This window comes from Amycolatopsis sp. NPDC051372 (genome assembly GCF_040682095.1).
In the GTDB taxonomy this organism is placed as follows: domain Bacteria; phylum Actinomycetota; class Actinomycetes; order Mycobacteriales; family Pseudonocardiaceae; genus Amycolatopsis.
This window is the reverse complement of the sequence record NZ_JBFBAF010000003.1, coordinates 98,764-119,465: the sequence shown is the minus strand read 5'-3', so window position 1 is coordinate 119,465 and position 20,702 is coordinate 98,764. Positions and strand designations below refer to the sequence as shown.

Sequence of the window (20,702 nt, the reverse complement as noted above, 5' to 3'; positions counted from 1 at the left end):
AAGTCATGACCCAGACAGCACTTCCCGCCGCGGCCGCCGGCACGTGGCAGCTCGGTTCCCTGACCGTCAACCGTCTCGGCTTCGGCGCCATGCGGCTCGTCCCGTTCGCGGGCGGCACCGGCGCCGACCGCGAGCGCGCCCTCACCGTCCTGCGCCGCGCGCTGGAGCTCGGCGTGAACCACATCGACACGGCGGCGTTCTACTTCACGCCGGAGTTCTCCTCCAACGAGATGATCAACACGGCGCTCTCGCCGTACGCCGACGACCTGGTCCTGACCACGAAGGTCGGCCCCGGCCGCGACCCGTCCGGCGAGTTCCTGCCCTTCGCACGGCCCGACCAGCTGCGCGGCCAGGTCGAGGAGAATCTGCGCCAGCTCGCGCGCGACCACATCGACGTGGTCAACCTGCGCATCGGCACGGGCCTCGGCCGCGGCTCGGGCTCCATCGCCGAGCACTTCGGCGCCCTGGCCGAGCTGCGCGAGGCCGGCCTCATCCGCGAGCTGGGCATCTCCAACGTCGGCCTGGAGCACCTCACGGAGGCGCTGGCGATCGCGCCCGTGGTCTGCGTGCAGAACCAGTACGGCCTCACCGCGGTCCGCGAGGACGACGAGCTGCTGCGGCTCTGCGGCGAGCACGGCGTGGCCTTCGTGCCGTGGTTCGCCGTCGCGAGTGGACAAACCGACGAAACGGCCGTCGAAGAGCGGGTGGCGACGGTCGCGAAGCGCCACGACGCGACCTCGGCCCAGGTCCGTCTCGCGTGGACACTCGCTCAAGGTGATCACGTGCTCGCGATCCCGGGCACGGGCAACCCGGACCATCTGGCACAGAACGTCGCCGCCGCGCAGCTGCGCCTGACGGCCGACGATCTTGCCGAGCTCGACGGAGCGTGAACATTTGTCCGGAAGATCTCGGCCGGGTGAACGGGGCCTGACACCAGGGCGAACTTGTCCCCTGTAGGTGTCACGCGCCTCACGACCGGGCTTCCAGGACTGGTCCGAAAGGCTACCGGGATGCTTACGATTCCCTCGTGACCACGCCTGTTGCCCTGATCTCGGCCATCGGCGCTCTTGTCGTCGGCGCGGTCGTCGGGTTCCTCATCGCCCGGGCTCGGGCCCGGAAGGAGACGGCACGGCCGGCGGGACCGACCGTGGCGGAGCTCCTCGAACGGCTGATCCGGTCGTCCCGGAGCGGCGTTGTCGTCCTCAACCGCTTCGGTGACCTCGTGCTGCACAACCCGAGGGCCTACGAGCTCGGCCTGGTGCGCGTGAACCAGGCCGACCCGCGGGCCCGCGCCGCCGCCGAGCAGGTGGTGGAGACCGACGAGCCGATGGAGATCGACCTGTCGCCGCTCGAGAACCGCGGGCGGCGACAGCCCGAGGCGGTGCTCGGCGAGGTCCGCCCGCTCGGCGACGGCTTCACCGTGGTCGAGGCCGTGGACCACTCCGAGGCCATCCGCTTGGAAGCCGTGCGGCGCGACTTCGTGGCCAACGTGAGCCACGAGCTCAAGACCCCGGTCGGCGCGATCGCGCTGCTCACCGAGGCCGTGCTCGACGCCGCCGACGACGTGGACGAGGTCCGCCGCTTCGGCAGCAAGATCCTCCGCGAGTCGACCCGGCTGGGCACGCTCGTGACCGAGCTCATCGCGCTTTCGCGCCTGCAGGGCGCCGAACGGCTGCCGGACCTCAACGTCGTCGAGGTCGACGCCGTGGTGCGGGAGGCGCTCGGCCGGACAACGTTGTCAGCGGAGTCGGCGGAGATCACCATCACCACCGACACGGCGAGCGGCCTGCTCATCGAGGGCGACCGGACACTGCTGGTCACGGCGCTGTCGAACCTGCTGGAGAACGCCGTCGCGTACTCGTCGCCGGGCAGCCCGGTGTCGATCTCGCGCCGGCTCGCCGACGGCATGGTCGAGATCGCCGTGACCGACCGCGGCATCGGCATCGCCGAAGACGAGCAGCAGCGCGTGTTCGAGCGCTTCTACCGCGCGGACAAGGCCCGCTCCCGCGCCACCGGCGGCACGGGGCTGGGCCTGGCGATCGTGAAGCACGTCGCGGCCAACCACGGCGGTTCGGTGGGCCTGTGGAGCCGACCCGGCACCGGGTCCACGTTCACGCTGCGGATCCCCGCGCACGTCAGCCCCGAGCCCGGCGGCGACGGCGCGCGTGGCAAACAGCAGACCCAGCCCGCCACCGTGGTGCGGCAGGACAAGACCCCCGAGCGGACACCCCGGCTCGTGGCAACCGGGCAGGAGCTCTCCGGCCCAGACCATGGAGGAAACCTGTGACGAGGGTTCTCATTGTCGAGGACGAAGAGTCCTTCGCCGACCCGCTCGCCTTCCTGTTGCGAAAGGAAGGTTTCACGGCCGCGGTGGCCGGGACGGGACAGCAGGCGCTCGAGGAGTTCGACCGCAACGGTGCCGACATCGTGCTGCTCGACCTCATGCTCCCAGGCATGAGCGGCACGGACGTGTGCAAGCAGCTGCGCCAGCGTTCGGCCGTGCCGGTGATCATGGTGACGGCGCGCGACAGCGAGATCGACAAGGTCGTGGGTCTCGAGCTCGGCGCCGACGACTACGTGACGAAGCCCTACTCGGCCCGGGAGCTCATCGCGCGAGTGCGCGCGGTGCTGCGCCGCGGCGGCGAGCCGGGCGCGGAGGGCGAGCTGGCGCCGCTGGTGCTCTCGGCCGGGCCCGTGCGGATGGACGTCGAGCGGCACGTGGTGACCGTGGACGGCGCCGAGGTTTCGCTGCCGCTCAAGGAGTTCGACCTGCTGGAGTACCTGCTGCGCAACGTGGGCCGCGTGCTCACGCGCGGCCAGCTGATCGACCGCGTGTGGGGCGCCGACTACGTCGGGGACACCAAGACCCTCGACGTCCACGTGAAGCGCCTGCGCTCGAAGATAGAGCCCGACCCGGGCTCCCCTCGCCACCTCGTGACGGTGCGCGGCCTCGGGTACAAGTTCGAGACGTGAGCCGCCGGTAGGGAAACACCGGAACACGGCCGGGGTGGCGGGTTTTTTTCTTGCCGCTCCGGCCGTTTTGGGTCCCTGGGGAAACGCTTCATTTTTCACCCTGTGCGGGCGTCCGGCCACGCAGAGTCGAGCCCGGACCGAGTGGTGTTGGTTACAGTTTCGAGACCTGGCTGTGGGACCGGTACGCTGGATCCTCGTGCGCCTAGGGGTACTCGACGTCGGGTCAAACACCGTCCACCTGCTGGTGGTCGACGCCCATCGTGGTGCGCACCCGACGCCCATGCACTCGGAGAAGGCCGTGTTGCGCCTCGCCGAGCAGATCACGCGATCCGGCGAGCTCAGCCGTGCGGGCTCCGACGAGCTGGTCCGGGCCGTGGAGTCGGCGCGCGCCGCGGCCGTCCGGCTCGGGTGCGAAGACGTGCTGGCGTTCGCGACGTCGGCCGTGCGAGAAGCCAAGAACGCGGCGAAGGTGCTGGCCAGAGTCGCGGAAGAGACCGGCGTCGAGCTGAGGGTGCTCTCCGGCGTCGACGAGGCGCGCCTGACTTTTCTGGCCGTGCGGCGGTGGTTCGGCTGGTCGGCCGGCCAGGTGCTGGTGCTCGACATCGGCGGCGGCTCGCTGGAGGTCGCGATGGGCCGCGACGAGGAACCCGTGCTCGCGGAGTCGTTGCCGCTGGGAGCCGGGCGCACCACGCGCACACGTTTCCGCCACGACCCGCCCACGCGCTCGGAGGTCGTGGCCACCTCCGCGTGGCTGGAGGGCGAGCTCAGCGGGCTCGCGAAGAAGGTCGCGAAATGGGGTGAACCCGATCGGGTGGTGGCGACGTCGAAGACGTTCCGCTCCCTGGCCAGGCTCACCGGTGCGGCCCCCTCGGCGGCAGGCCCGCGCGTGCGCCGTACGCTCACGGACACCGCGTTGCGCCAGCTCATCGCCTTCATCTCGCGCATGCCCGCAGCGGACCTCGCGCAACTCGAGGGGGTCAGCTCGAGCCGGTCGCACCAGCTCGTGGCGGGTGCGCTGGTGGCGCAAGCCGCTATGCGGGCGCTCTCCCTCGAAGAACTCGAGATCTGCCCGTGGGCACTCCGAGAGGGTGTCATTCTGCGACGGCTGGACCATTCCAACGGCGCGGACGAAACTGGGGCCGCCCTCACCGGCGTTTCGGCGAACGGGGAGGACCGGTGACAGCAGTGGACTGGACTTCGGTGACGGAAAACAGGCACGGTGGAGAGGTGACGGATATGCACAGCACGGTGTTCAGCGCGCGCGGCGCCGCCTGCGTCCGGCCGCCGGCACGTGCCGTGGCCAACCCCGAGCGCGCTTTGGACAGCACGGTATGACCGACGAGAACGGCGCCCCGCCCCAGAAGACCGTGGCCGAACTGCTCGCCCAGCACGGGCAGCAGGTCGAGGGCTCACGGCGGCGCAGGCGGCGCGCAGCCGACGACGACGAAGCCCCCGAGCAGCAGCCGGAGAGCGGCCGTCGCGCCGCGGGTGTGAGCGACACCGCCCCGCAGGCGATCATCGACCGCGTGACCAGCGACGGCGGCACTCCGCCGCCGCCTTCGCGCTCGGCGGGTGGCCGTCGTCGTTCGGACGGGCCCGCGGCCCCCGCGCCGCGGGCGGTGCCGCAGGAGTCGGGGCCGTTGCAGCGTCCGCCTGCTGCTCCTGTGCCGCCTGCCGGTCCTCAGGGACCGGGCGGGTTGGCTGGTCCTGGTCCTGGTCCTGGTCCTGCGGGTCCGGGTGGCCCTGGTGGCCCTTCCGGCCCGCCGACGCGGTCGGTCCGGCCGGTGAACGGGCAGCAGGATTCCGGGTTCGTTCGTCAGCCTTCGCCCGAGTCGGGGCAGTTCGCCCGACCGCCGGCTCCGCCGCAGGAGTCCGGGCAGTTCGTGCGGCCGCAGGAGACGGGGTACACGCGCCCGCCGGCTCCGCCGCAGGAGTCGGGTCAGTTCGTACGGCCGCAGGAGTCGGCGCAGCTCCCGGTTCCGCCTTCGCCGTCAGCCGAGTCGAGCCAGTTCGTGCGTCCGCCGGCGCCGCCGCAGGAGTCCGGCCAGATGCCGGTGCCGCCGCGCGGCCGTCCGACGCGGCAGCAGCCGGTGCCGCCGCCGGGTGCGGAAGAGACCCGCAACCAGGTGCCGCCGGTCCGCCGACGTCCCGGTCCGCCACCCGCGCCGGGCGGCACGCTCGCGTCGCGGCTCGACGGTCTTGACGGCACGCCCGACGCCGACGTGCCCGAGCCGCCCATGGCCAGTGGCGCGTTCCCCACGGGGGCGCCGCAGCGTCCGCGCCGGGCGCCGGCCCGCCGTCCCGCGCCGCAGCAGGACCCGCACACGGAGCAGTTCGACGCCGTGGCCGGGGTGGAGCCGGCGGTGCCCGAGGTGGCTCCCGGTCCTGGGCCGGGTGGTCCCGGCCCCGGCGGTCCTGGCCCGGGTGGCCCTCCCGCTCAACCGCCGGGCTTGGCGGGTTGGCGCAAACGTCGTCAGCAGGAACAACTCGAGGACACCGAGATCGGCGTGATGCCGGTCGTCCCGGGCGAGTCCGCCGACGCCTACGCCGACGAGGATTACGCGGCCGACGACTACGCCGAGCCGTACGCCCCCGAGGGCGACTACGACGGTGGCCCGCCCACCATGGCCGCCCCCGCCGACTTCGACGCCGGCCCGCCCACCGCGGGCTACCCGGCGCCCATGCCGTTCGCCCCTGGCGGCGGCCCCGTCGACGACGACCTGTCCGAGTACGAGCGTGAGTTCGCCCAGCCGGGCTCCCCGGACTTCGACGGCGACGACTACGGCTACGACCAGCACGGCGATTACGAGGACGACTACGACGACGTCGCCCCCGAAGAGCCCGCCGCCGCTCCCGTGGCCGCCGAGCCGGCCCTCGAAGGCTCCCCTGGCAAACAGTGGCTCACCCTCGCGGGCCAACTGGCCCTCGGCGTCGTCGGCGGCGCCGCCGTGTGGCTCGGCTTCAACTGGCTCTGGGTCAACCTCGCGCCGGCCGCCCTCGTCGGTGCCCTGCTGGTGATCGTGGCGCTGGTGTGGATCGTCCGCAAGATCCGCCGCGCGGAAGACCTGCAGACCACGCTGCTGGCCATCCTGGTGGGGCTGGTGGTGACGGTGTCACCTGCCGCCCTGTTGCTGGTGGGGCGCTAGCCGTTTATCGCGTCGGGACTCCCCGTCTCCGCTTCGGCGGGCCGGGAGTTCTCGCGTTTCGGCCCGCCGCTTTAGCCCCCGCGCACCCAACCGCCAGCCGCCTGCCCAGCTCACCACCCACGCAAGCCACACCCACCCTCGCAACCGCCGCCCACCCACGCGACGAAACCTGCACCCAGACCCGCCCCGGCACCCCGATCCGAAGCCTCCTTGCGGCCGGCGACGTGGTGTCAAGGCACGCTTTCCCGCCTTGACAACACGTCACCGGCCGTCAACACAATCCAGCTTCGGGGTGCACTCCCAACGCGAGCCGCCCTGCGAGGACAACGACCTCCCCAACGCGAGCCGCCCTGCGAGGACAACGACCTCCCCAACGCAAGCCGCCCTGCGAGACCCTGCTTTCAGCCGAGGACACTTCCCACCCAACCCGCACCCGACCACGCCCACCCCTGGCAAGGCAGGATGTCCCCGTGAACGCGCCTGAGAAGCCGATACCCGTGGGACTGAGCACTGCGTCGGTGTGGCCCCTGCGGGCCGGGGCGGCGTTCGAACTAGCAGCAGAACTCGGCTACGACGGCGTCGAAGTCATGGTCTGGGCCGACCCCATCAGCCAGGACGTCGCCGTAGTGCGTCGCTGGTCGAAGCGCACAAACGTACCCATCCTGTCGATCCACTCACCGTCGCTGTTGATCACGCAGCGGGTCTGGTCGCCGGATCCCGAGATCAGGCTGCGGAAGTCCGTGGAGGCCGCGGAGCAATTGGGGGCGCGGACGGTCGTCGTGCATCCGCCGTTCCGGTGGCAGCGGCGCTACGGGGACGCGTTCGGGGACCTCGTGGACGAGCTGGAAGAGAAATCCGGCATCGAGGTCGCCGTGGAGAACATGTTCAAGGTGCGTCCGCCGGGTGGGTCGCGGAATACACGGGTGTCGGCGTTCCGGCCGTCGATCGATCCCACGGACGTCGGGTTCCGGCACTACACGCTTGATCTTTCCCACAGCGCCGCCGCGAGGATGGACGCGCTCGCGCTGGCCGAGCGGATGGGGGAAGGCCTGAGCCACGTCCACCTCGCCGACGGCACCGGCGTGCCCAAGGACGAGCACCTCATTCCGGGCCACGGGGGCCAGCCGTGCGCCGAACTGCTGGAAAAGCTGGTCAGCGACAGCTTCACCGGTCAGGTCGTGCTCGAAGTCAACACACGCCACGCCATCGCAGGCGCTGAGCGGGCCCGCGCCCTCGCGGAGGCGCTGCTGTTCGCCCGGTTACACCTCGGACAGTGACCCGGCCGTTAGCATGATCGGCTGTCCGGGCGGTCCCAGGCCCGCCGACACCCTCTTCCGGCTCATCGACACGTAAAGTGCCGACCGTGAACTCGTTGCGATCGTTGAACTTCTCCGCCACATGCGCCGCCGTGGCCGGCCGTTCGTGAGCCGGGCCGAACAGACGGCGACGGCGTTCGACGCGGCCAGCGCGGTCCGTTCCCTCGGAGACGGCACCTTCACGGCCACGCTGAGAGCGGAATGGGCGATCGCGAACCACCCCCACGGAGGGTTCCTCCTGGCCCTGCTCGCCAAGGCCGCCACGGCTGTGCTCGGTGAACGCGGCGAACCCACAGCCGAGCCGCTGGTGGTCAGCGCCGAGTTCCTGCACGCACCGGCGCTGGGTCCGGTGCTGCTGCGCACCGACGTCCGCAAGGTCGGCCGCCGCGCGTCGGTGGTCGGGGTGCGGCTGGAGCAGCGCGGGCGCAGCTGCGTGGAGGCGCGCGTGACGACCGGGCGGCTGCCGATGCGCCGCCCGGACTGGAGCGACCTACCGCAGCTGCCGGCCGAACCGCCTTCGGGCGCGGTGCCGCTGGGCGCCGAAACCTCCGAAGGCGTGTTCAACCTCTCCTCCAGCTGCGAGATCCGCGTGGACCCGGCCACGGCGGGGTACCTCGCCGGGCGCGCCGGCGACCCACCGCGGCTGAAGTTGTGGGCACGTCCGCGAGACGGGATCGGCGACGTCTACTTCGCACTCCTCGCGGGCGATCTCAACCCGCCGGTGGTGGCCAACCTCGGCCGCGTCGGCTGGGCGCCCACGGTGCAGCTCACGGCCTTCCTGCGCACCCGCCCGGCCCCCGGCTGGCTGCGCATCCTGGTGGAATCGCGTTCGGTGCACGAGGCCTGGTTCGACTCCGACGCCACGGTGGTCGACTCCCAGGGCCGCCTCGTCGCGCAGGCGCGCCAGCTCGCGCTCGCCCCGGCACCCGGAGCCTGACGCGCGTTTGGCACTCTCAGTGGCATGAGTGTGATTGCGGTGCTGGGCGCGGGAAAGATCGGCGAAGCCCTCCTGTCGGGGTTGCTGCACGGGGGCCACGCGCCCGGCGACCTGCTCTTCACCGAGCGCTACGAGGGCCGCGTCCGCGAGCTCGAGGAGCGCTACCCGGGCATGCGCGCGGCCACCGTGGAGGACGCCGCCAAGCGCGCGGACGTGCTCGTGGTCGCCGTGAAGCCGCAGGACATCGAGCCGGTGCTGGCGGAGCTGGCGCCGCTGCTCGGCGCGTCCTCGCTGGTCGTCTCGCTCTGCGCGGGGCTGCCGACGGCGCTGTACGAGCGGCGCCTGGCCGACGGGGTGCCTGTGGTCCGCGTGATGCCGAACACTCCGATGCTGGTCGGCGAGGCCATGAGCGCGATGTCGCCCGGCCGCTACGCCACCGCCGAACACCTCGCCACGGTCCACGAGCTGCTCTCGCACGTCGGCCAGGTCGTCGAGGTACCCGAATCGCAGCAGGACGCCGTCACGGCCCTCTCAGGCTCGGGACCGGCCTACTTCTTCTACCTGGTCGAGGCCATGATCGACGCCGGCATCCTGCTCGGCCTGCCGCGAGCGCTCGCGGGGCAGCTGATCATCCAGTCGGCCGTGGGCGCCGCCAAGATGCTCGCCGAGGGCAAGGACCACCCCGTGCTGCTGCGCGAGGCCGTCACGTCCCCCGCCGGCACCACCATCAACGCGATCCGCGAGCTCGAAAAGCACGGCGTCCGGGCGGCTCTGCTGGACGCGATCGAGGCCGCGCGTGACCGCTCGGAAGAGCTCGGCCGCGCCCACGAGGACTGACAAAACCGGCAAATCAGACCAAGTGGGTAATCCGTGCGGCGAAAACCCGCAGGTAGGGGCCCATCTCGGTGACAGCCGTCGCACTAGTCCCACGTGTCCCGCTACCCTCTGGAAGAGCACGTGCGTGTCGATACCACAGGTGGGGAAGCCTCGTGGCGCGACACGTGTCGAAGGACGCGGTAATCATGTCGCCGAACAAGAAGGAGGATTTGCCCTCGGTCGGGCAGGTCCAGTTTTTGACGGTCGCCGAGGTGGCCACGCTGATGCGGGTCTCGAAGATGACCGTGTACCGGCTGGTGCACTCGGGTGAGCTCCCCGCTGTGAGAGTGGGGAAGTCGTTCCGGGTTCCCGAAAAGGCCGTGCACGAGTACCTGCAGGGTGCCTACTTCGACGTCGGATAGCAGCTCAGTGCGGCGCGCCGCTCCGTTGAGGGCGGCGGCGGGGCGGGGTCTGATCGGTCGCCGGGCATGTGCTCACCCATGCCCGCCGACCGGCCCGCGTCGGCACGCGGGTAACCTGGTAAATCGCTCGTGCCTGTGCGCTCCACCCGTTGGACGCTGCGCCGGGCAGCGTGACCGACGACAACTGAGGAGCGCCCATGGGTTCCGTGATCAAGAAGCGCCGCAAGCGCATGTCCAAGAAGAAGCACCGCAAGTTGCTTCGCCGTACGCGAGTGCAGCGTCGCAAGGCCGGCAAGTGAGCCAGCCCCACAGCTGATGCGCCGTGGCCCGTCCAGTCTCTGGACGGGCCACGTCCATTTCGTGGGCCTTCTCCCCCGATCGAGTGAGGCGTGAGCCGCAATTCTCTGGTGGAGTTGTAAATACGAAGTAAGACCTGGTCAGGGCATCCCCTGGCGCCGGTAACATCGGTGGGGCGTCCGCGCGATGCTTCCAATGAGTGCAGGCTCGTGCACTTCGGGTGATCATCCACCCCCTTACGCCCAGCCGAACAGCCCAGCCGCACAGGGAGTCCCATGCCGTCGAACATCGTGCTCGTCACCGGGGTCGCGGGAGACCTGGGCGGGAAGCTGCTCGCCCGCCTCGGCACCAACTCCGCCTTCGAGCGCGTGATCGGCGTCGACACCGCGCCGCCCGCGAAAGACGTCCTGCAGCGGATGGGCAGCGCCGAGTTCGTGCGCGCCGACATCCGCAATCCGCTGATCGCCAAGGTCATCAGCAGCGCCGGCGTCGACACGGTCGTGCACACGGCGTGCCTGGCCCACCCGGCCGGCCCGAGCCGCCGCGCCGCGGTCAAGGAAATGAACGTGATCGGCACCATGCGGCTGCTGGCTGCCTGCCAGAGCTCGCCGAAGTTGCGCAAGCTCGTGGTCAAGTCCACTGCGGCCGTCTACGGCGCGGGGGCGCGTTCGCAGGCCGTGTTCACGGAGGACTCGGAGCTGATCCCGGCGTCGTCCAGCGGCTACGCGAAGGACGCCGTGGAGATGGAGAGCTACGTGCGCGGCCTCGCCCGCCGCCGGCCCGACGTCACGGTCACGCTCGCGCGCTTCGCCAACATCATCGGGCCCGAGGTCGACACGGTGCTCTCGCGCTACTTCGCGCTGCCGGTCGTGCCCACCGTCTTCGGCTACGACGCGCGCCTGCAGCTGCTGCACGCGTCCGACGCGCTGGGCGTGCTGGAGCAGGCCGTGCTGCAGGACAAGCCGGGCGTGTTCAACGTCGCGTCGGAAGGGGTGCTCGGGCTGTCCCAGGCGATCCGCCGGGCGGGCCGGGTGGGGCTGCCGATGCCGAGCGCCGTGGTGCCGTCCGTGGGCAAGGTCCTGCGGGGCGCGCGGGTGGTCGACTTCTCGGCCGACCAGGTCCGCCTGCTGAACTTCGGGCGGGTCGTGGACATCACGAAGCTCAAGAAGGAGTTCGGCTACCAGCCGCGCTTCACCACGCGCGAGGCGTTCGACGACTACACCGCGGGTCGCGGCCTGCGCCCGGTGTTCGACGGCGCCCGGCTGGCCTCGCTGGCCGGCAAGGTCGTCGTGGCCGCCGCGACCGGGCAGGCCGGCCGATGAGCCCCGTGACCGGAAGTGAGGCGCACACCGTGAACGGAGCCGAGGCTCAGGTGATCCCGCTCCGCAGCCCGGGACGGGTTTCGCCGCCTGCCGCGCCGCCGGCGTCGTCTTCGGAACCGTCTTCGGACGCGCCGGTGGTGGCCTTCCCTGCCGCCCCGCCGTCTCCCGCCGAGCCGGAACCCTTGCCGGAGTCCGTGCGCTCGGCGCTGGCCTTCCTGCGAAACCGGCTGACCGGCGACTACACCGTCGACGAGTTCGGCTTCGACGCCGAGCTCACCGAGACCCTCGTGCTGCCGCCGCTGCGCGCGCTGTACGAGAAGTGGTTCCGCGTCGACACCTTCGGCGTCGAGAACCTCCCGGCGACCGGCGGTGCGCTGCTCGTGTCGAACCACTCGGGCACCTTGCCGCTCGACGCGTTGATGACCGCCGTCGCCGTCCACGACGAGACGGGCGGGCGCCACCTGCGCGGCCTCGGCGCCGACCTGGTGTTCAAGATGCCGCTGGTGGGCTCGATCGCGCGCAAGTCGGGCCAGACGCTGGCCTGCAACGCCGACGCCGAACGCCTGCTGAGCGCCGGCGAGCTCGTCGGCGTGTGGCCGGAGGGCTTCAAAGGCATCGGCAAGCCGTTCTCCGCGCGCTACAAGCTGCAACGCTTCGGCCGCGGCGGCTTCGTCTCCGCCGCGATGCGCGCGGGCGTGCCGATCATCCCCGTGTCCGTCGTCGGCGCGGAGGAGACCTATCCCAAACTCGGCGACATCCGCCTGCTCGCGCGGCTGCTCGGCCTGCCGTACTTCCCGGTCACGCCGTTCTTCCCGATCCTGGGCGCGCTCGGCGCCGTCCCGCTGCCTACGAAGTGGACCATCGAGTTCGGCGAGCCCATCCGCACGGACGACTACACCCCGGACGCCGTCGACGACCCGATGCTCGTGTTCACCCTGACGGACCAGGTGCGGGAATCCATCCAGCAGACCCTGTACCGCCGCCTCGCCCAGCGCAAGAACATCTTCCGCGGCTGACCCGCCCGCGGCGCCCAGCGTGGACGTCAGCGGCGCCGGTAAGCCATCCCCGCCGCGACGGCGCCCGCGAGAGCCTCGCGTCGAGGCGCGGAGCCGCCAGAATGGCTTCGGCTGCGCGGGAAGCGCGCCGCGCGGCGACTTCGGACGCGGCTGGGTCCGGCGGGTTCTGTCAATGCGTTGCCGTCGCGCACAGTCCCTCGGCGGCGCCAGCGAAACCGTCAGCCGCGCCGGTAAGCGATCCTCGCCGCGGCGGCTCTCGCGAGAGCCTCGCGTCGAGGTGCGGAGCCGCCAGAATGGCTTTGACTGCGCGGGAAGCGCCGGCCGTGCGCCGAATCGTGGCGACTCCAGACGGGGTCGGGCCGGCGGGTCTTGCGAGCGCGTTGCCGTCCTGCTCGGCGACCGGCGACGACGTCAGCGGCGCCGGTAGGCCATCCCCGCCGCGACGGCGCCCGCGAGAGCGCCCGCGCCCAGGACCGACGGGACGCCGATCTTCGCCGCCTTGCGGCCCGTGCGGAAGTCGCGGATTTCCCAGCCGCGGGCGCGGGCCACGTCGCGCAGGCCGGAGTCCGGGTTGATGGCCACGGCGGTGCCGACGGCGGACAGCATGGGTACGTCGTTCTGCGAGTCGGAGTACGCCGTGCAGCGCTTGAGGTTCAGACCTTCGCGCGAGGCGAGCGCGCGGACGGCGTGGGCCTTCGCGCGGCCGTGGAGCAGGTCGCCGACCAGGCGGCCCGTGTAGACGCCGTCCTTGGTTTCCGCGACGGTGCCCAGGGCGCCGGTCAGGCCGAGGCGCCGGGAGATGATGGCGGCGAGCTCGATGGGTGTGGCGGTCACGAGCCACACGCGCTGGCCCGCGTCGAGGTGCATCTGGGCGAGCGCGCGGGTGCCGGACCAGATCTTGTCGGCCATGAGCTCGTCGTAGATCTCTTCGCTGATGCTGGTGAGCTCCTCGACGGTACGACCGGCCACAAAGGACAGTGCGCGCTCGCGGTGGGTCTTGATGTCCTCCTTGTTCTCGCGCCCGCCCAGGCGGAACTTCACCTGCTGCCACACGAAACCGGCGAGGTCGGAGGAGGTGAAGAACTTGCGCGCCGCGAGGCCGCGCGCGAAGTAGAAGATCGACGCGCCCATCATCATCGTGTTGTCCACGTCGAAGAACGCGGCCGCGGTCAGGTCCGGCGGCGCCGGGGGCACGGCGGGCTCGGCGTTCGCCGTGATCTGTGCGGCCTCGGCCGACGCCTCGCCCGCGAGCGTGGCGAGCCGTTCGAGCTCCTGACTCTTATCCTTGCCACGCCAAGCTGACACGCACACCGCCTCCACGTTCGGGCACGTCCCGGCGGCCGGGAACGGCCGGGTCCTGACGCACAGCGTAGCGACCATGCGACTCACCCGTTCCAGGTGTGGTGAGGGCCTCGATCAGGGGTTGCCGACGCGCCGCGTGATCACCCGATGACGATGGGTGGAAGGCCCGGCAGCAGCGGCGGGATCGAGATCAACGGCGGCGGCGGGCTGGTCGTCGGCAGCCTCGGCGTCGTCGGCGAGGTGATCGGCGGCGCGAACACCGGCGGCGGAGTCGTGGCGCTGCCGCCGGAGGTCGGCATCGGCGTGCTGGACACGGCCAGGTCCGGCGAGGACGACGTCCCGGTCGCCGGCGGCACCCCGCTTTCGGTGGGCGTGGGGGTGGGGCCGGGGGACGAAGGTGAAGTCGGCGCGGAGCCGCCAGTACGTGCGGGCTGCTGCGTACACGCGCCCCGCGCCGGAAGCAGGCCCAGTTCGTCGGAGCTGCCCGTGGTGATCTCGTAGCAGTCCAGCCGTGACACCAGCGCCGACGTCCGCTGCTGCACGCGCGTCAGCAGCCCGCGCGCACCACTCAGATACGCGTGCGCGGACGTCGGGATCCGCGGCTGTTCGGCCGCCAGCAGCCGCGCCTGCTCCTTCGTCCACGTCTCGAGCTCCGACAGCTGCGTGCGCCCGCTGCCACCCGTCGCCAGGGCCGTCAGCGCTGTTACGCCCGCGCGGACGTCGCTGCTGAAATCACCGAGAGCCGTCCGGTACGCCGAAGGCGAAGCGTCCGTCATCAGCCCCAGCTCGCTCACGCGGTTGGCCGCGAAGTCCAGGTGCTTGCGTGCCTTGGCCTCGTCGCCGAACGTCAGCCCCAGCGACGTCTCCTCGCCCGCGCGCTTCACGGTGTACAGCGCGTCGCCCGGCATGGCGTTGCGCGACAGCAGCAGCGTCAGCCCCGCCAGCCCCAGCACGAGCGCGATGCCGGCCGCCGCGAGATCGGCCATCCGCGGTTTCCACCGCCGGCGCGCGACGGGCTCGCCGAGCCGGCCCTCGATCTCCGCCCGGATGCGCTCGCGCGTCTCGACGTCGGGCGCGCCCGCCTCGTCCAGCGAGCGCAGGGCGGCGACCACGGCCAGCTCGTCGGCGAACTCGCCGTGGCGCTCGACGGGCGACGGGTCCAGAGCGCGATCGAACCGCTCGTTCTCGGCTCGATCCCGCGAAAACCACCCGGGCACGCCCACGGTGCTGCTCCGTCTCCACAAAGCTTCTCAAAGCTCTACAAGCCCCGGCCCTGACAGCCGGTCTGCGTGGAGAAACGATTAAGAAGACGAAGAAGTTACGGTTGCGCCGGGACGTGAAATAAGTCAGCGCAGCCCGGTGGGCAGCAATTGGGCCAGACGGCGGACAGCGCGGTGCTGCAACGCCTTGATCGCGCCCTCGTTGCGGTGCATCACCTGGGCCGTCTCCGCGACCGACAGCCCCTGCAGGAATCGCAGCACGATGCACTCGCGCTGGTCCTCGCCCAGCTCGGCGACGCAGCGCAGCAGCTCCGCGCGGGTGGCGCCGGCGATGGCCTGCTGCTCCGGCCCGGCCTGCGCGGCCGGCCCGACGGCCGAAACCGGTGCCGAACCCGGCTCGCTCACCTCATCGGTCACGACCTCGAGGCGGAAACGGCTGGACTTCACGTGGTCGAGGATCAGGTTGCGGGCGATCGTGACGAACCAGGCGCCGACGTCACGGCCCTGGTAGCTCACCGACGTGATCCGGCGCAGCGCGCGCAGGAACGTCTCACTCGTGACGTCCTCGGCCAGTTCGCGGTCGCCGAGGCGGAACAGCGCGTAGCGGTAGACGACGTCGACGTACCGGTCGTAGAGCTTCCCGAACGCGGAGGAGTCGCCCTCCTGCGCTTCGCGGACGAGGTCCCACGCCTCGATCTTGGCGGCTTCGGCGGGGTCCGGGGACGGCGCGGCCTCGGTCGCGCGGGTCAGCGGGACGGCGGCGGGGCGCCCGAACACACGTTCGGCGAACATCACGACGGGGGCGCGGTTCGCGGTGGTCGGCAGGGTCACAGGGCGGCACCTCCTGCGGTCCGAAGGCCGCGCGGGCGATCTTCGCGATGGGCAGTGCCCCTGTCCCCCACGCGAGCAAGGAGGGGCCGCGCCGCGTGTTCCACGACCGCGTAAACGGCGCAGACCAGCAAGTTCGTCACGGTGACTCCCTTTCTCGCGTCACCCGGCAGTGATCAACGCCACCCGGCGACGCAGTGCAGCATACGTGTAGTTACCGCGAAGTAGGTAGAGGTCCCGCAGTACCGGAGGTGCGACGATCGCGCGGCATCCCCGTTACGGGTGACAAGATGACAAAGGGCTACAGCAGGAAGGGGGCCCGGTGGAGGGTGTCGCGCAGCTGCTCACCAAGGCGGCGGCCAGGTGGGCGGACGAAACGGCCGTCACCGAGACCGGCACGGGGGCCACGCTCACCTGGCGGGAGCTCGACGAGGCGGCCCACGCGCAGGCGCGGCGGCTCGTCGAAGCCGGCGTGGAGCCGGGCGACCGAGTCGTGCTGCGGCTGCCGACGTCGGCGGATTTCGCCGTCGCCCTGTACGGAGTGCTGCGCGCCGGCGCGATCGCAGTGCCGCTCTCTCCGCAGGCGCCCGCGCCGGAGCTGGAGCAGCTGCTGTCGCACTGCGACCCCCGGTTCGTGATCCAGCGGGATGACGTAGACGACACTGAGTTGCCTGACGGCCTCACGGCGTTGTCACCACGCGGCGAGCTCGGGGGAGACCCCGTCGACCTCGGCCGCGGCGGCGAGGACATCGCGGTGATCTCCTACACCTCCGGCACCACCGGCCCGCCGCGCGGCGTGCTGCTCTCGCACCGCGCGCTGCTGGCGAACCTCGATCAGCTCAGCCGCGTCGAGGGTGTGCTGGTGCACGAGGACCGCGTGCTCGTGACCATCCCGCTGTTCCACGTCTACGGCCTCGGGCCCGGTCTGCTGCAGGCGACGTCCGTGGGCGCGACGCTCGTGCTCTCGGAGCGCTTCGAGCCGGCGAAGACGCTGGACGACTGCGCCGAGTACCGCGTCACGTCGATCGCCGGCGTGCCGACCATGTACATGGAGTTCGCCGACCTCGGCGCCGAGGAGCTGGCGCGCGGGCTCGCGACCGTGCGGATGCTGACCTCGGGCGCCGCGCCGCTGCACCCGCGCGTGCTGACGGCGATCCGCGAGGCCACCGGCCACGACGTCTACGAGGGCTACGGCCTCACCGAATGCGCGCCCGTGGTCACGTCGACGCTGGTCACGGGCTACCCCAAGCCTGGCTCAGTTGGGCGGCCCTTGCCCGGCATCGAGCTGCGGCTGGTGGACAGCGACGGCACCGAGGAGGGCGTGCCGCTCGACGCGGACGACGTCGCCGACGTCTTCGAGTCCGGCGGCGACACCGGCCTGGTGTCGATCCGCGGCGCGAACCTGTTCTCCGGCTACTGGCCCGACGGTGCGCACGGCCCCGACGCCGAGGGCTGGTTCCGCACCGGCGACGTCGGCTACCTCGACCTCGACGGCGACCTGCACCTGGTCGACCGCGCCAACGACCTGATCATCGTCAACGGCTTCAACGTCTACCCCCACGAGGTCGAGGACGTGATCTCGCGGCTGCCGGGCGTGGCGGAGGTCGCCGTGGTCGGGGTCGTCGACGAGCGCAGCGGCGAGGCCGTGAAGGCCGTGGTGGTGCCGGCCGACGGCGCGGCGCTGTCGGAGCAGCAGGTGAGCGACCAGTGTGCGGCGAACCTGGCCGGATACAAGGTGCCGCACCTCGTGGAGTTCGCGGAGAACCTGCCGCATTCGGCCACCGGGAAGCTGCGGCGGCTCAAGCTGCGCTGAGTGCGTCCGGCCGGGTCCTAGACTGCGGTGGTGCATCAGGTGACGGTGATGACGCGCGCCGGCTGCCACCTCTGCGAGGTGGCCGAGGCCGAGGTCGCGCGGATCTGCGGCGAGCTCGACGTGCCGTGGGAGCTCGCGGACGTCGACAGTGACGCCGAGTGGCGAGCCGAGTACGGCGACCAGGTCCCGGTGATCCTCATCGACGGTGCGGAACACGGGTACTGGCGCGTGGAGGAAGAGCGGTTCCGCCGGGCCCTGACCGGATAGTTCCGCCGGATAGTCCGGTGCGGTAATCAAGTCGTAAGGGTTCCTGGCGGTATCGGGGCCTGAGCCCGCCGAAGATGGTGGGGTGAGCGCGTTGAAGGAAGCCCCGCAGGTAGTCAAGCCCCCGGAGCCGCGGCGGCTGTCGTTGCCGATCGCGTCGTTGATCGGGCTGGCGGCCTTGGTCACCGCATTGGGCGTGGGTCATCTCATCGCCGGCTTCGTCGGTTACAACGCGTCGCCGTTCGTGGCCGTCGCCGACTTCGTGATCGCCCACAGCCCGCACGCCGTGGTGGTGTGGGCGGAGCAGACGCTCGGCACGGCGGACAAAACGGTGCTGAAGATCGGCCTCGCCGTGGTGCTGGTGCTGTTCGCGGTGCTGGCCGGGCAGGTTTCGCGCCGGACGCCGCGGGGTGGCCAGATCGTGGTGGTGCTGCTCGGCATCGCCGGTGTCGCGGCCGTGTACGAGCGCACCGACGTCGGGCAGCTCGCGCTGCTGGCGCCCGTGGTGTCGCTGGCGGCTTCGGCGTTCGTGTTCACCTGGCTGCACCACTACGCGCTGCCGCCGGCGTTCGACGACAGCCGTCCGCCGAAGGGACCGACACGACGGCAGGTCCTATCGCGCGGAATCGGCGTCGCGGCGGGCGCGGGGGTCGCGGCTGTCGCCGGGCAGGCGATCTCGGCCACCACAGGCAACGCCGACCAGTCGCGAGCCGCCGTGGGACCGCTCGTCGCCGCGCGCAAGGCCCCGCCGCTTCCGCCGGACGCCGATTTCCAGAAGCTGGGCTCGCCGCCGTTCATCACGCCGAACTCTGACTTCTACCGCATCGACACGGCGTTCGTGGTGCCGCAGGTGCGCACCGACGAGTGGAACCTGAAGATCCACGGCCTCGTCAACCGCGAGGTTTCGTTCTCCTACAACGACATCCGCTCGCGGCCGCTCGTCGAGCGCGAGGTCACGTTGACGTGCGTCTCGAACGAGGTCGGCGGGGATCTGATCTCCACGGCCAAGTTCATCGGCGTGGACCTCGTCGACCTGCTCAATGCGGCCGGCGTGCAACCGGCCGCGGAACAGATGTACGCGACGAGCATCGACGGCTTCACCTGCAGCACCCCCGCCAAGATCGCCCTCGACCCCACGCGCGGCGCCATGCTCGCCATCGGCATGAACGGTGAACCCCTGCCCGTCGAACACGGTTTCCCCGCGCGCATCGTCATCCCCGGCCTCTACGGCTACGTCTCCGCGACGAAGTGGGTCACCAGCCTCGAGTTCGCCAAGTGGGACGACCGCCAGTCCTACTGGCTGCAGCGCGGCTGGGCCGAACAGGCGCCCATCAAGACCGAGTCGCGCATCGACACCGCCAAGGTGACCTCCGGCAAGCTCCGCGTCGCCGGCACGGCGTGGGCCCAGCACATCGGCATCGCGAAGGTCGAGGTGCGCGTGGACCAGGGCCCGTGGCAGCCGACCACCCTGTCGACCGAGGTCAACAAGGACACCTGGCGCATGTGGTGGACCGACCTGGCCGTGCCGCCCGGCAGCCACACCGTGACGGTGCGGGCCACCGACCAGTCGGGCTACACGCAGACGGACCAGGCCGCGGAGCCCGTGCCGGACGGCGCCTCGGGCTGGCACTCGGTGACGGTCAACGCCTGACGCGTGCTCAGCCGAGCCGGGCGTGGGTGAGCAGCTCCCCGAGCTGCTCCAGCGCGGGCTCCACGCGGTCGAGATCGAACCGCCCTTCGTCCCAAACGACGACCTCGCCGCCATCGATGCGAAACGGTCGCGGGTGGGCGGTGAGCGACGCCTGCGCTTCGGACGTGAGCACCGTGGCGTCGCCCTCGAACACGAACCGCCGATCGAAGTCGGGATTACCGGTCGTGCTCCCGCCCACGCCCAGCCGTCCCACGACGACACCCGCAACCCCGCGGCGCCGCACAGTGAGCATTGGCGCGCGGGCGACCTTCACCGCGTACACCTGCAGGTACAGCCGCTCGGCGCTGTCGTTGCTGTCGACGTCGAAATGCCCGAGGACCTCGCTGTACTCGAACGCGGTGAACTCGCGCCCGTCGTGACTTCCGCTCACGGCGCGCCAAGCCCGCGGCCGTCGTCTTCGCCCGAAGGGATAACCGTGGCACCGCCCCAGCAACTGGGGAGCCCGTTCCCGGTACGTCCACCCCGCTCGCCCGCCCCGGCGGCGACGGTCGCGGTCCGGCGCCGGTACCCGCGCAGGTACCAAAGCCCGTAACCGCCGACGACAAGCGCCAGGACGACGTACCGGTACCAGTGCCCGGCCAACGCCCGCCCCACCTCGACGTCGACGCCTGACGGGCTTCAGCCCGGCAGCTACCGAAACAGCTGTTCCGGGTCGACGGCAAGCACCCTCACCGGCCGTGGACCCCGTTCAGCAACGGCACCAGCTCGGCCAGATCCGCCACCGCCGGCTCCACCCGCCGGGTGTTGAACCGGCCGCCGTCCCAGGTCTCGGCCATGCCCGCGACCACGCGGAACGGGCGGCCGTGCCGGCGTAGCCACTCCTGCATGGCGGGTGTCACCGGGCCGTAGGTGACCCAGTCCTGGTCGAACGGCTCGTCGCCGGTGCCGGCGCGGTTGAAGCCCAGGTCGCGGGCGAGCCGGCCCAGGGTGTCGCGCGGGGCGGCGTAGACCTCGGGCGCGGGGAAGGGCAGGCGCACGCCCGTGAGCTGCGTCCAGCGGCGCCGGGCGCGGTTCTGGTGGCCGACGACCTCGCTGTACTCGAAGGACAGCACATCCAGCTCACGCCGGCGTCCCGCGACGGCGTGCCAGGCGCGCCGGCGCCGGCCGTAGCCCTCGAACGGGCGGCCGTAGCAGCGGCCGACGAGGTCGGGCTCGCGTTCGGTGTAGGACCAGCCGCGTTCGGCGGCGAAGGACTGGATGGCGGCGCGGTGGCGCTGGTAGCGCCGGTAATACAGGTAGGCGCCGCCGATGACGACGATCGGTGAGATCGCGTACCAGATCCAGTGGGTGGCCATCAGCCTGAGCAACCTCCGAAACGC

General features: G+C 71.4%; 21 protein-coding genes. 16 read left to right on the top strand and 5 right to left on the bottom strand.

Features of this window, described 5'->3' with window-relative positions; translation table 11 throughout:
• Positions 1 to 5 precede the first annotated feature (5 nt).
• The 13 genes from AB0M56_RS06165 to AB0M56_RS06105 all read left to right on the top strand — a co-directional run bounded on the left by AB0M56_RS06165 (position 6) and on the right by AB0M56_RS06105 (position 12,245).
• The gene (locus tag AB0M56_RS06165; protein ID WP_364171579.1) at positions 6 to 890 is read left to right on the top strand and encodes an aldo/keto reductase; all 885 of its coding nucleotides are present in this window, start codon (positions 6 to 8) and stop codon (positions 888 to 890) included.
• A 137-nt stretch (positions 891 to 1,027) separates the two neighbouring features.
• Positions 1,028 to 2,287: an ATP-binding protein gene (locus AB0M56_RS06160; RefSeq protein WP_364171577.1), complete on the top strand. Its 1,260-nt coding sequence runs from the start codon at positions 1,028 to 1,030 to the stop codon at positions 2,285 to 2,287.
• On the top strand, positions 2,284 to 2,973 hold the full coding sequence (locus AB0M56_RS06155; RefSeq protein ID WP_204091841.1) for a response regulator transcription factor: 690 nt from the start codon (positions 2,284 to 2,286) through the stop codon (positions 2,971 to 2,973). Before AB0M56_RS06160 ends, AB0M56_RS06155 begins: the two co-directional genes overlap by 4 nt.
• Before the next feature lie 196 nt (positions 2,974 to 3,169).
• Positions 3,170 to 4,153 carry a Ppx/GppA phosphatase family protein gene (locus AB0M56_RS06150; protein ID WP_364171575.1) on the top strand — a complete coding sequence of 328 codons (984 nt, stop codon included), beginning with the start codon at positions 3,170 to 3,172 and terminating at the stop codon, positions 4,151 to 4,153.
• Positions 4,150 to 4,308 carry a hypothetical protein gene (locus AB0M56_RS06145; RefSeq protein WP_364171573.1) on the top strand — a complete coding sequence of 53 codons (159 nt, stop codon included), beginning with the start codon at positions 4,150 to 4,152 and terminating at the stop codon, positions 4,306 to 4,308. The genes AB0M56_RS06150 and AB0M56_RS06145 overlap by 4 nt, the downstream gene beginning before the upstream one ends.
• The gene (locus tag AB0M56_RS06140) at positions 4,305 to 6,119 is read left to right on the top strand and encodes a hypothetical protein (protein WP_364171572.1); all 1,815 of its coding nucleotides are present in this window, start codon (positions 4,305 to 4,307) and stop codon (positions 6,117 to 6,119) included. The genes AB0M56_RS06145 and AB0M56_RS06140 overlap by 4 nt, the downstream gene beginning before the upstream one ends.
• Positions 6,120 to 6,622: 503 nt before the next feature.
• A complete protein-coding gene (locus AB0M56_RS06135; protein ID WP_364172001.1) occupies positions 6,623 to 7,396 on the top strand; it encodes a sugar phosphate isomerase/epimerase family protein in 774 nt (257 codons plus the stop codon).
• 121 nt (positions 7,397 to 7,517) lie between these two features.
• Positions 7,518 to 8,372 carry a thioesterase family protein gene (locus AB0M56_RS06130; RefSeq protein WP_364171570.1) on the top strand — a complete coding sequence of 285 codons (855 nt, stop codon included), beginning with the start codon at positions 7,518 to 7,520 and terminating at the stop codon, positions 8,370 to 8,372.
• Between the two features lie 24 nt (positions 8,373 to 8,396).
• The gene (proC, locus tag AB0M56_RS06125) at positions 8,397 to 9,209 is read left to right on the top strand and encodes a pyrroline-5-carboxylate reductase (protein WP_364171568.1); all 813 of its coding nucleotides are present in this window, start codon (positions 8,397 to 8,399) and stop codon (positions 9,207 to 9,209) included.
• Positions 9,210 to 9,394: 185 nt separating this feature from the next.
• Positions 9,395 to 9,610, top strand: coding sequence for a helix-turn-helix domain-containing protein (locus tag AB0M56_RS06120; protein ID WP_101436173.1), 216 nt, complete (start codon positions 9,395 to 9,397; stop codon positions 9,608 to 9,610).
• A gap of 197 nt (positions 9,611 to 9,807) precedes the next feature.
• Positions 9,808 to 9,909, top strand: coding sequence for an AURKAIP1/COX24 domain-containing protein (locus tag AB0M56_RS06115; RefSeq protein ID WP_007030867.1), 102 nt, complete (start codon positions 9,808 to 9,810; stop codon positions 9,907 to 9,909).
• 273 nt (positions 9,910 to 10,182) lie between these two features.
• Positions 10,183 to 11,229: an NAD-dependent epimerase/dehydratase family protein gene (locus AB0M56_RS06110; protein ID WP_364171566.1), complete on the top strand. Its 1,047-nt coding sequence runs from the start codon at positions 10,183 to 10,185 to the stop codon at positions 11,227 to 11,229.
• A complete protein-coding gene (locus AB0M56_RS06105; protein ID WP_364171564.1) occupies positions 11,226 to 12,245 on the top strand; it encodes a lysophospholipid acyltransferase family protein in 1,020 nt (339 codons plus the stop codon). The genes AB0M56_RS06110 and AB0M56_RS06105 overlap by 4 nt, the downstream gene beginning before the upstream one ends.
• A gap of 411 nt (positions 12,246 to 12,656) precedes the next feature.
• Here AB0M56_RS06105 and AB0M56_RS06100 read toward each other — a convergent pair whose 3' ends face one another.
• From AB0M56_RS06100 to AB0M56_RS06090, 3 genes are all read right to left on the bottom strand, one after another.
• Positions 12,657 to 13,565 carry an HAD-IB family hydrolase gene (locus tag AB0M56_RS06100; protein WP_364171999.1) on the bottom strand — a complete coding sequence of 303 codons (909 nt, stop codon included), beginning with the start codon at positions 13,563 to 13,565 and terminating at the stop codon, positions 12,657 to 12,659.
• Positions 13,566 to 13,687: 122 nt separating this feature from the next.
• Positions 13,688 to 14,770, bottom strand: a complete 1,083-nt coding sequence (locus AB0M56_RS06095; protein WP_364171562.1) for a DUF5667 domain-containing protein — start codon at positions 14,768 to 14,770, stop codon at positions 13,688 to 13,690.
• 123 nt (positions 14,771 to 14,893) lie between these two features.
• Positions 14,894 to 15,598, bottom strand: a complete 705-nt coding sequence (locus AB0M56_RS06090; RefSeq protein ID WP_364171560.1) for a sigma-70 family RNA polymerase sigma factor — start codon at positions 15,596 to 15,598, stop codon at positions 14,894 to 14,896.
• A gap of 319 nt (positions 15,599 to 15,917) precedes the next feature.
• On the opposite strand from AB0M56_RS06090, the gene AB0M56_RS06085 reads away from it, so the two are divergent.
• From AB0M56_RS06085 to AB0M56_RS06075, 3 genes are all read left to right on the top strand, one after another.
• A complete protein-coding gene (locus AB0M56_RS06085; protein ID WP_364171558.1) occupies positions 15,918 to 17,408 on the top strand; it encodes an AMP-binding protein in 1,491 nt (496 codons plus the stop codon).
• A gap of 27 nt (positions 17,409 to 17,435) precedes the next feature.
• Positions 17,436 to 17,675, top strand: coding sequence for a glutaredoxin family protein (locus AB0M56_RS06080; RefSeq protein WP_364171556.1), 240 nt, complete (start codon positions 17,436 to 17,438; stop codon positions 17,673 to 17,675).
• A gap of 82 nt (positions 17,676 to 17,757) precedes the next feature.
• On the top strand, positions 17,758 to 19,323 hold the full coding sequence (locus tag AB0M56_RS06075) for a molybdopterin-dependent oxidoreductase (protein ID WP_364171554.1): 1,566 nt from the start codon (positions 17,758 to 17,760) through the stop codon (positions 19,321 to 19,323).
• A gap of 7 nt (positions 19,324 to 19,330) precedes the next feature.
• Here AB0M56_RS06075 and AB0M56_RS06070 read toward each other — a convergent pair whose 3' ends face one another.
• On the bottom strand, positions 19,331 to 19,753 hold the full coding sequence (locus tag AB0M56_RS06070) for a hypothetical protein (RefSeq protein ID WP_364171552.1): 423 nt from the start codon (positions 19,751 to 19,753) through the stop codon (positions 19,331 to 19,333).
• A 298-nt stretch (positions 19,754 to 20,051) separates the two neighbouring features.
• Positions 20,052 to 20,678, bottom strand: a complete 627-nt coding sequence (locus tag AB0M56_RS06065) for a hypothetical protein (RefSeq protein ID WP_364171550.1) — start codon at positions 20,676 to 20,678, stop codon at positions 20,052 to 20,054.
• Positions 20,679 to 20,702: the final 24 nt, after the last annotated feature.

What these genes read in the sequence shown, in the direction of transcription:
- AB0M56_RS06165 (WP_364171579.1), top strand. Translation starts at nt 6, where the DNA reads ATGACCCAGACAGCACTTCCCGCCGCGGCCGCCGGCACGTGGCAGCTC.
- AB0M56_RS06140 (WP_364171572.1), top strand. Translation starts at nt 4,305, where the DNA reads ATGACCGACGAGAACGGCGCCCCGCCCCAGAAGACCGTGGCCGAACTG.
- AB0M56_RS06130 (WP_364171570.1), top strand. Translation starts at nt 7,518, where the DNA reads ATGCGCCGCCGTGGCCGGCCGTTCGTGAGCCGGGCCGAACAGACGGCG.
- proC (WP_364171568.1), top strand. Translation starts at nt 8,397, where the DNA reads ATGAGTGTGATTGCGGTGCTGGGCGCGGGAAAGATCGGCGAAGCCCTC.
- AB0M56_RS06120 (WP_101436173.1), top strand. Translation starts at nt 9,395, where the DNA reads ATGTCGCCGAACAAGAAGGAGGATTTGCCCTCGGTCGGGCAGGTCCAG.
- AB0M56_RS06115 (WP_007030867.1), top strand. Translation starts at nt 9,808, where the DNA reads ATGGGTTCCGTGATCAAGAAGCGCCGCAAGCGCATGTCCAAGAAGAAG.
- AB0M56_RS06110 (WP_364171566.1), top strand. Translation starts at nt 10,183, where the DNA reads ATGCCGTCGAACATCGTGCTCGTCACCGGGGTCGCGGGAGACCTGGGC.
- AB0M56_RS06105 (WP_364171564.1), top strand. Translation starts at nt 11,226, where the DNA reads ATGAGCCCCGTGACCGGAAGTGAGGCGCACACCGTGAACGGAGCCGAG.
- AB0M56_RS06065 (WP_364171550.1), bottom strand. Translation starts at nt 20,678, where the DNA reads ATGGCCACCCACTGGATCTGGTACGCGATCTCACCGATCGTCGTCATC.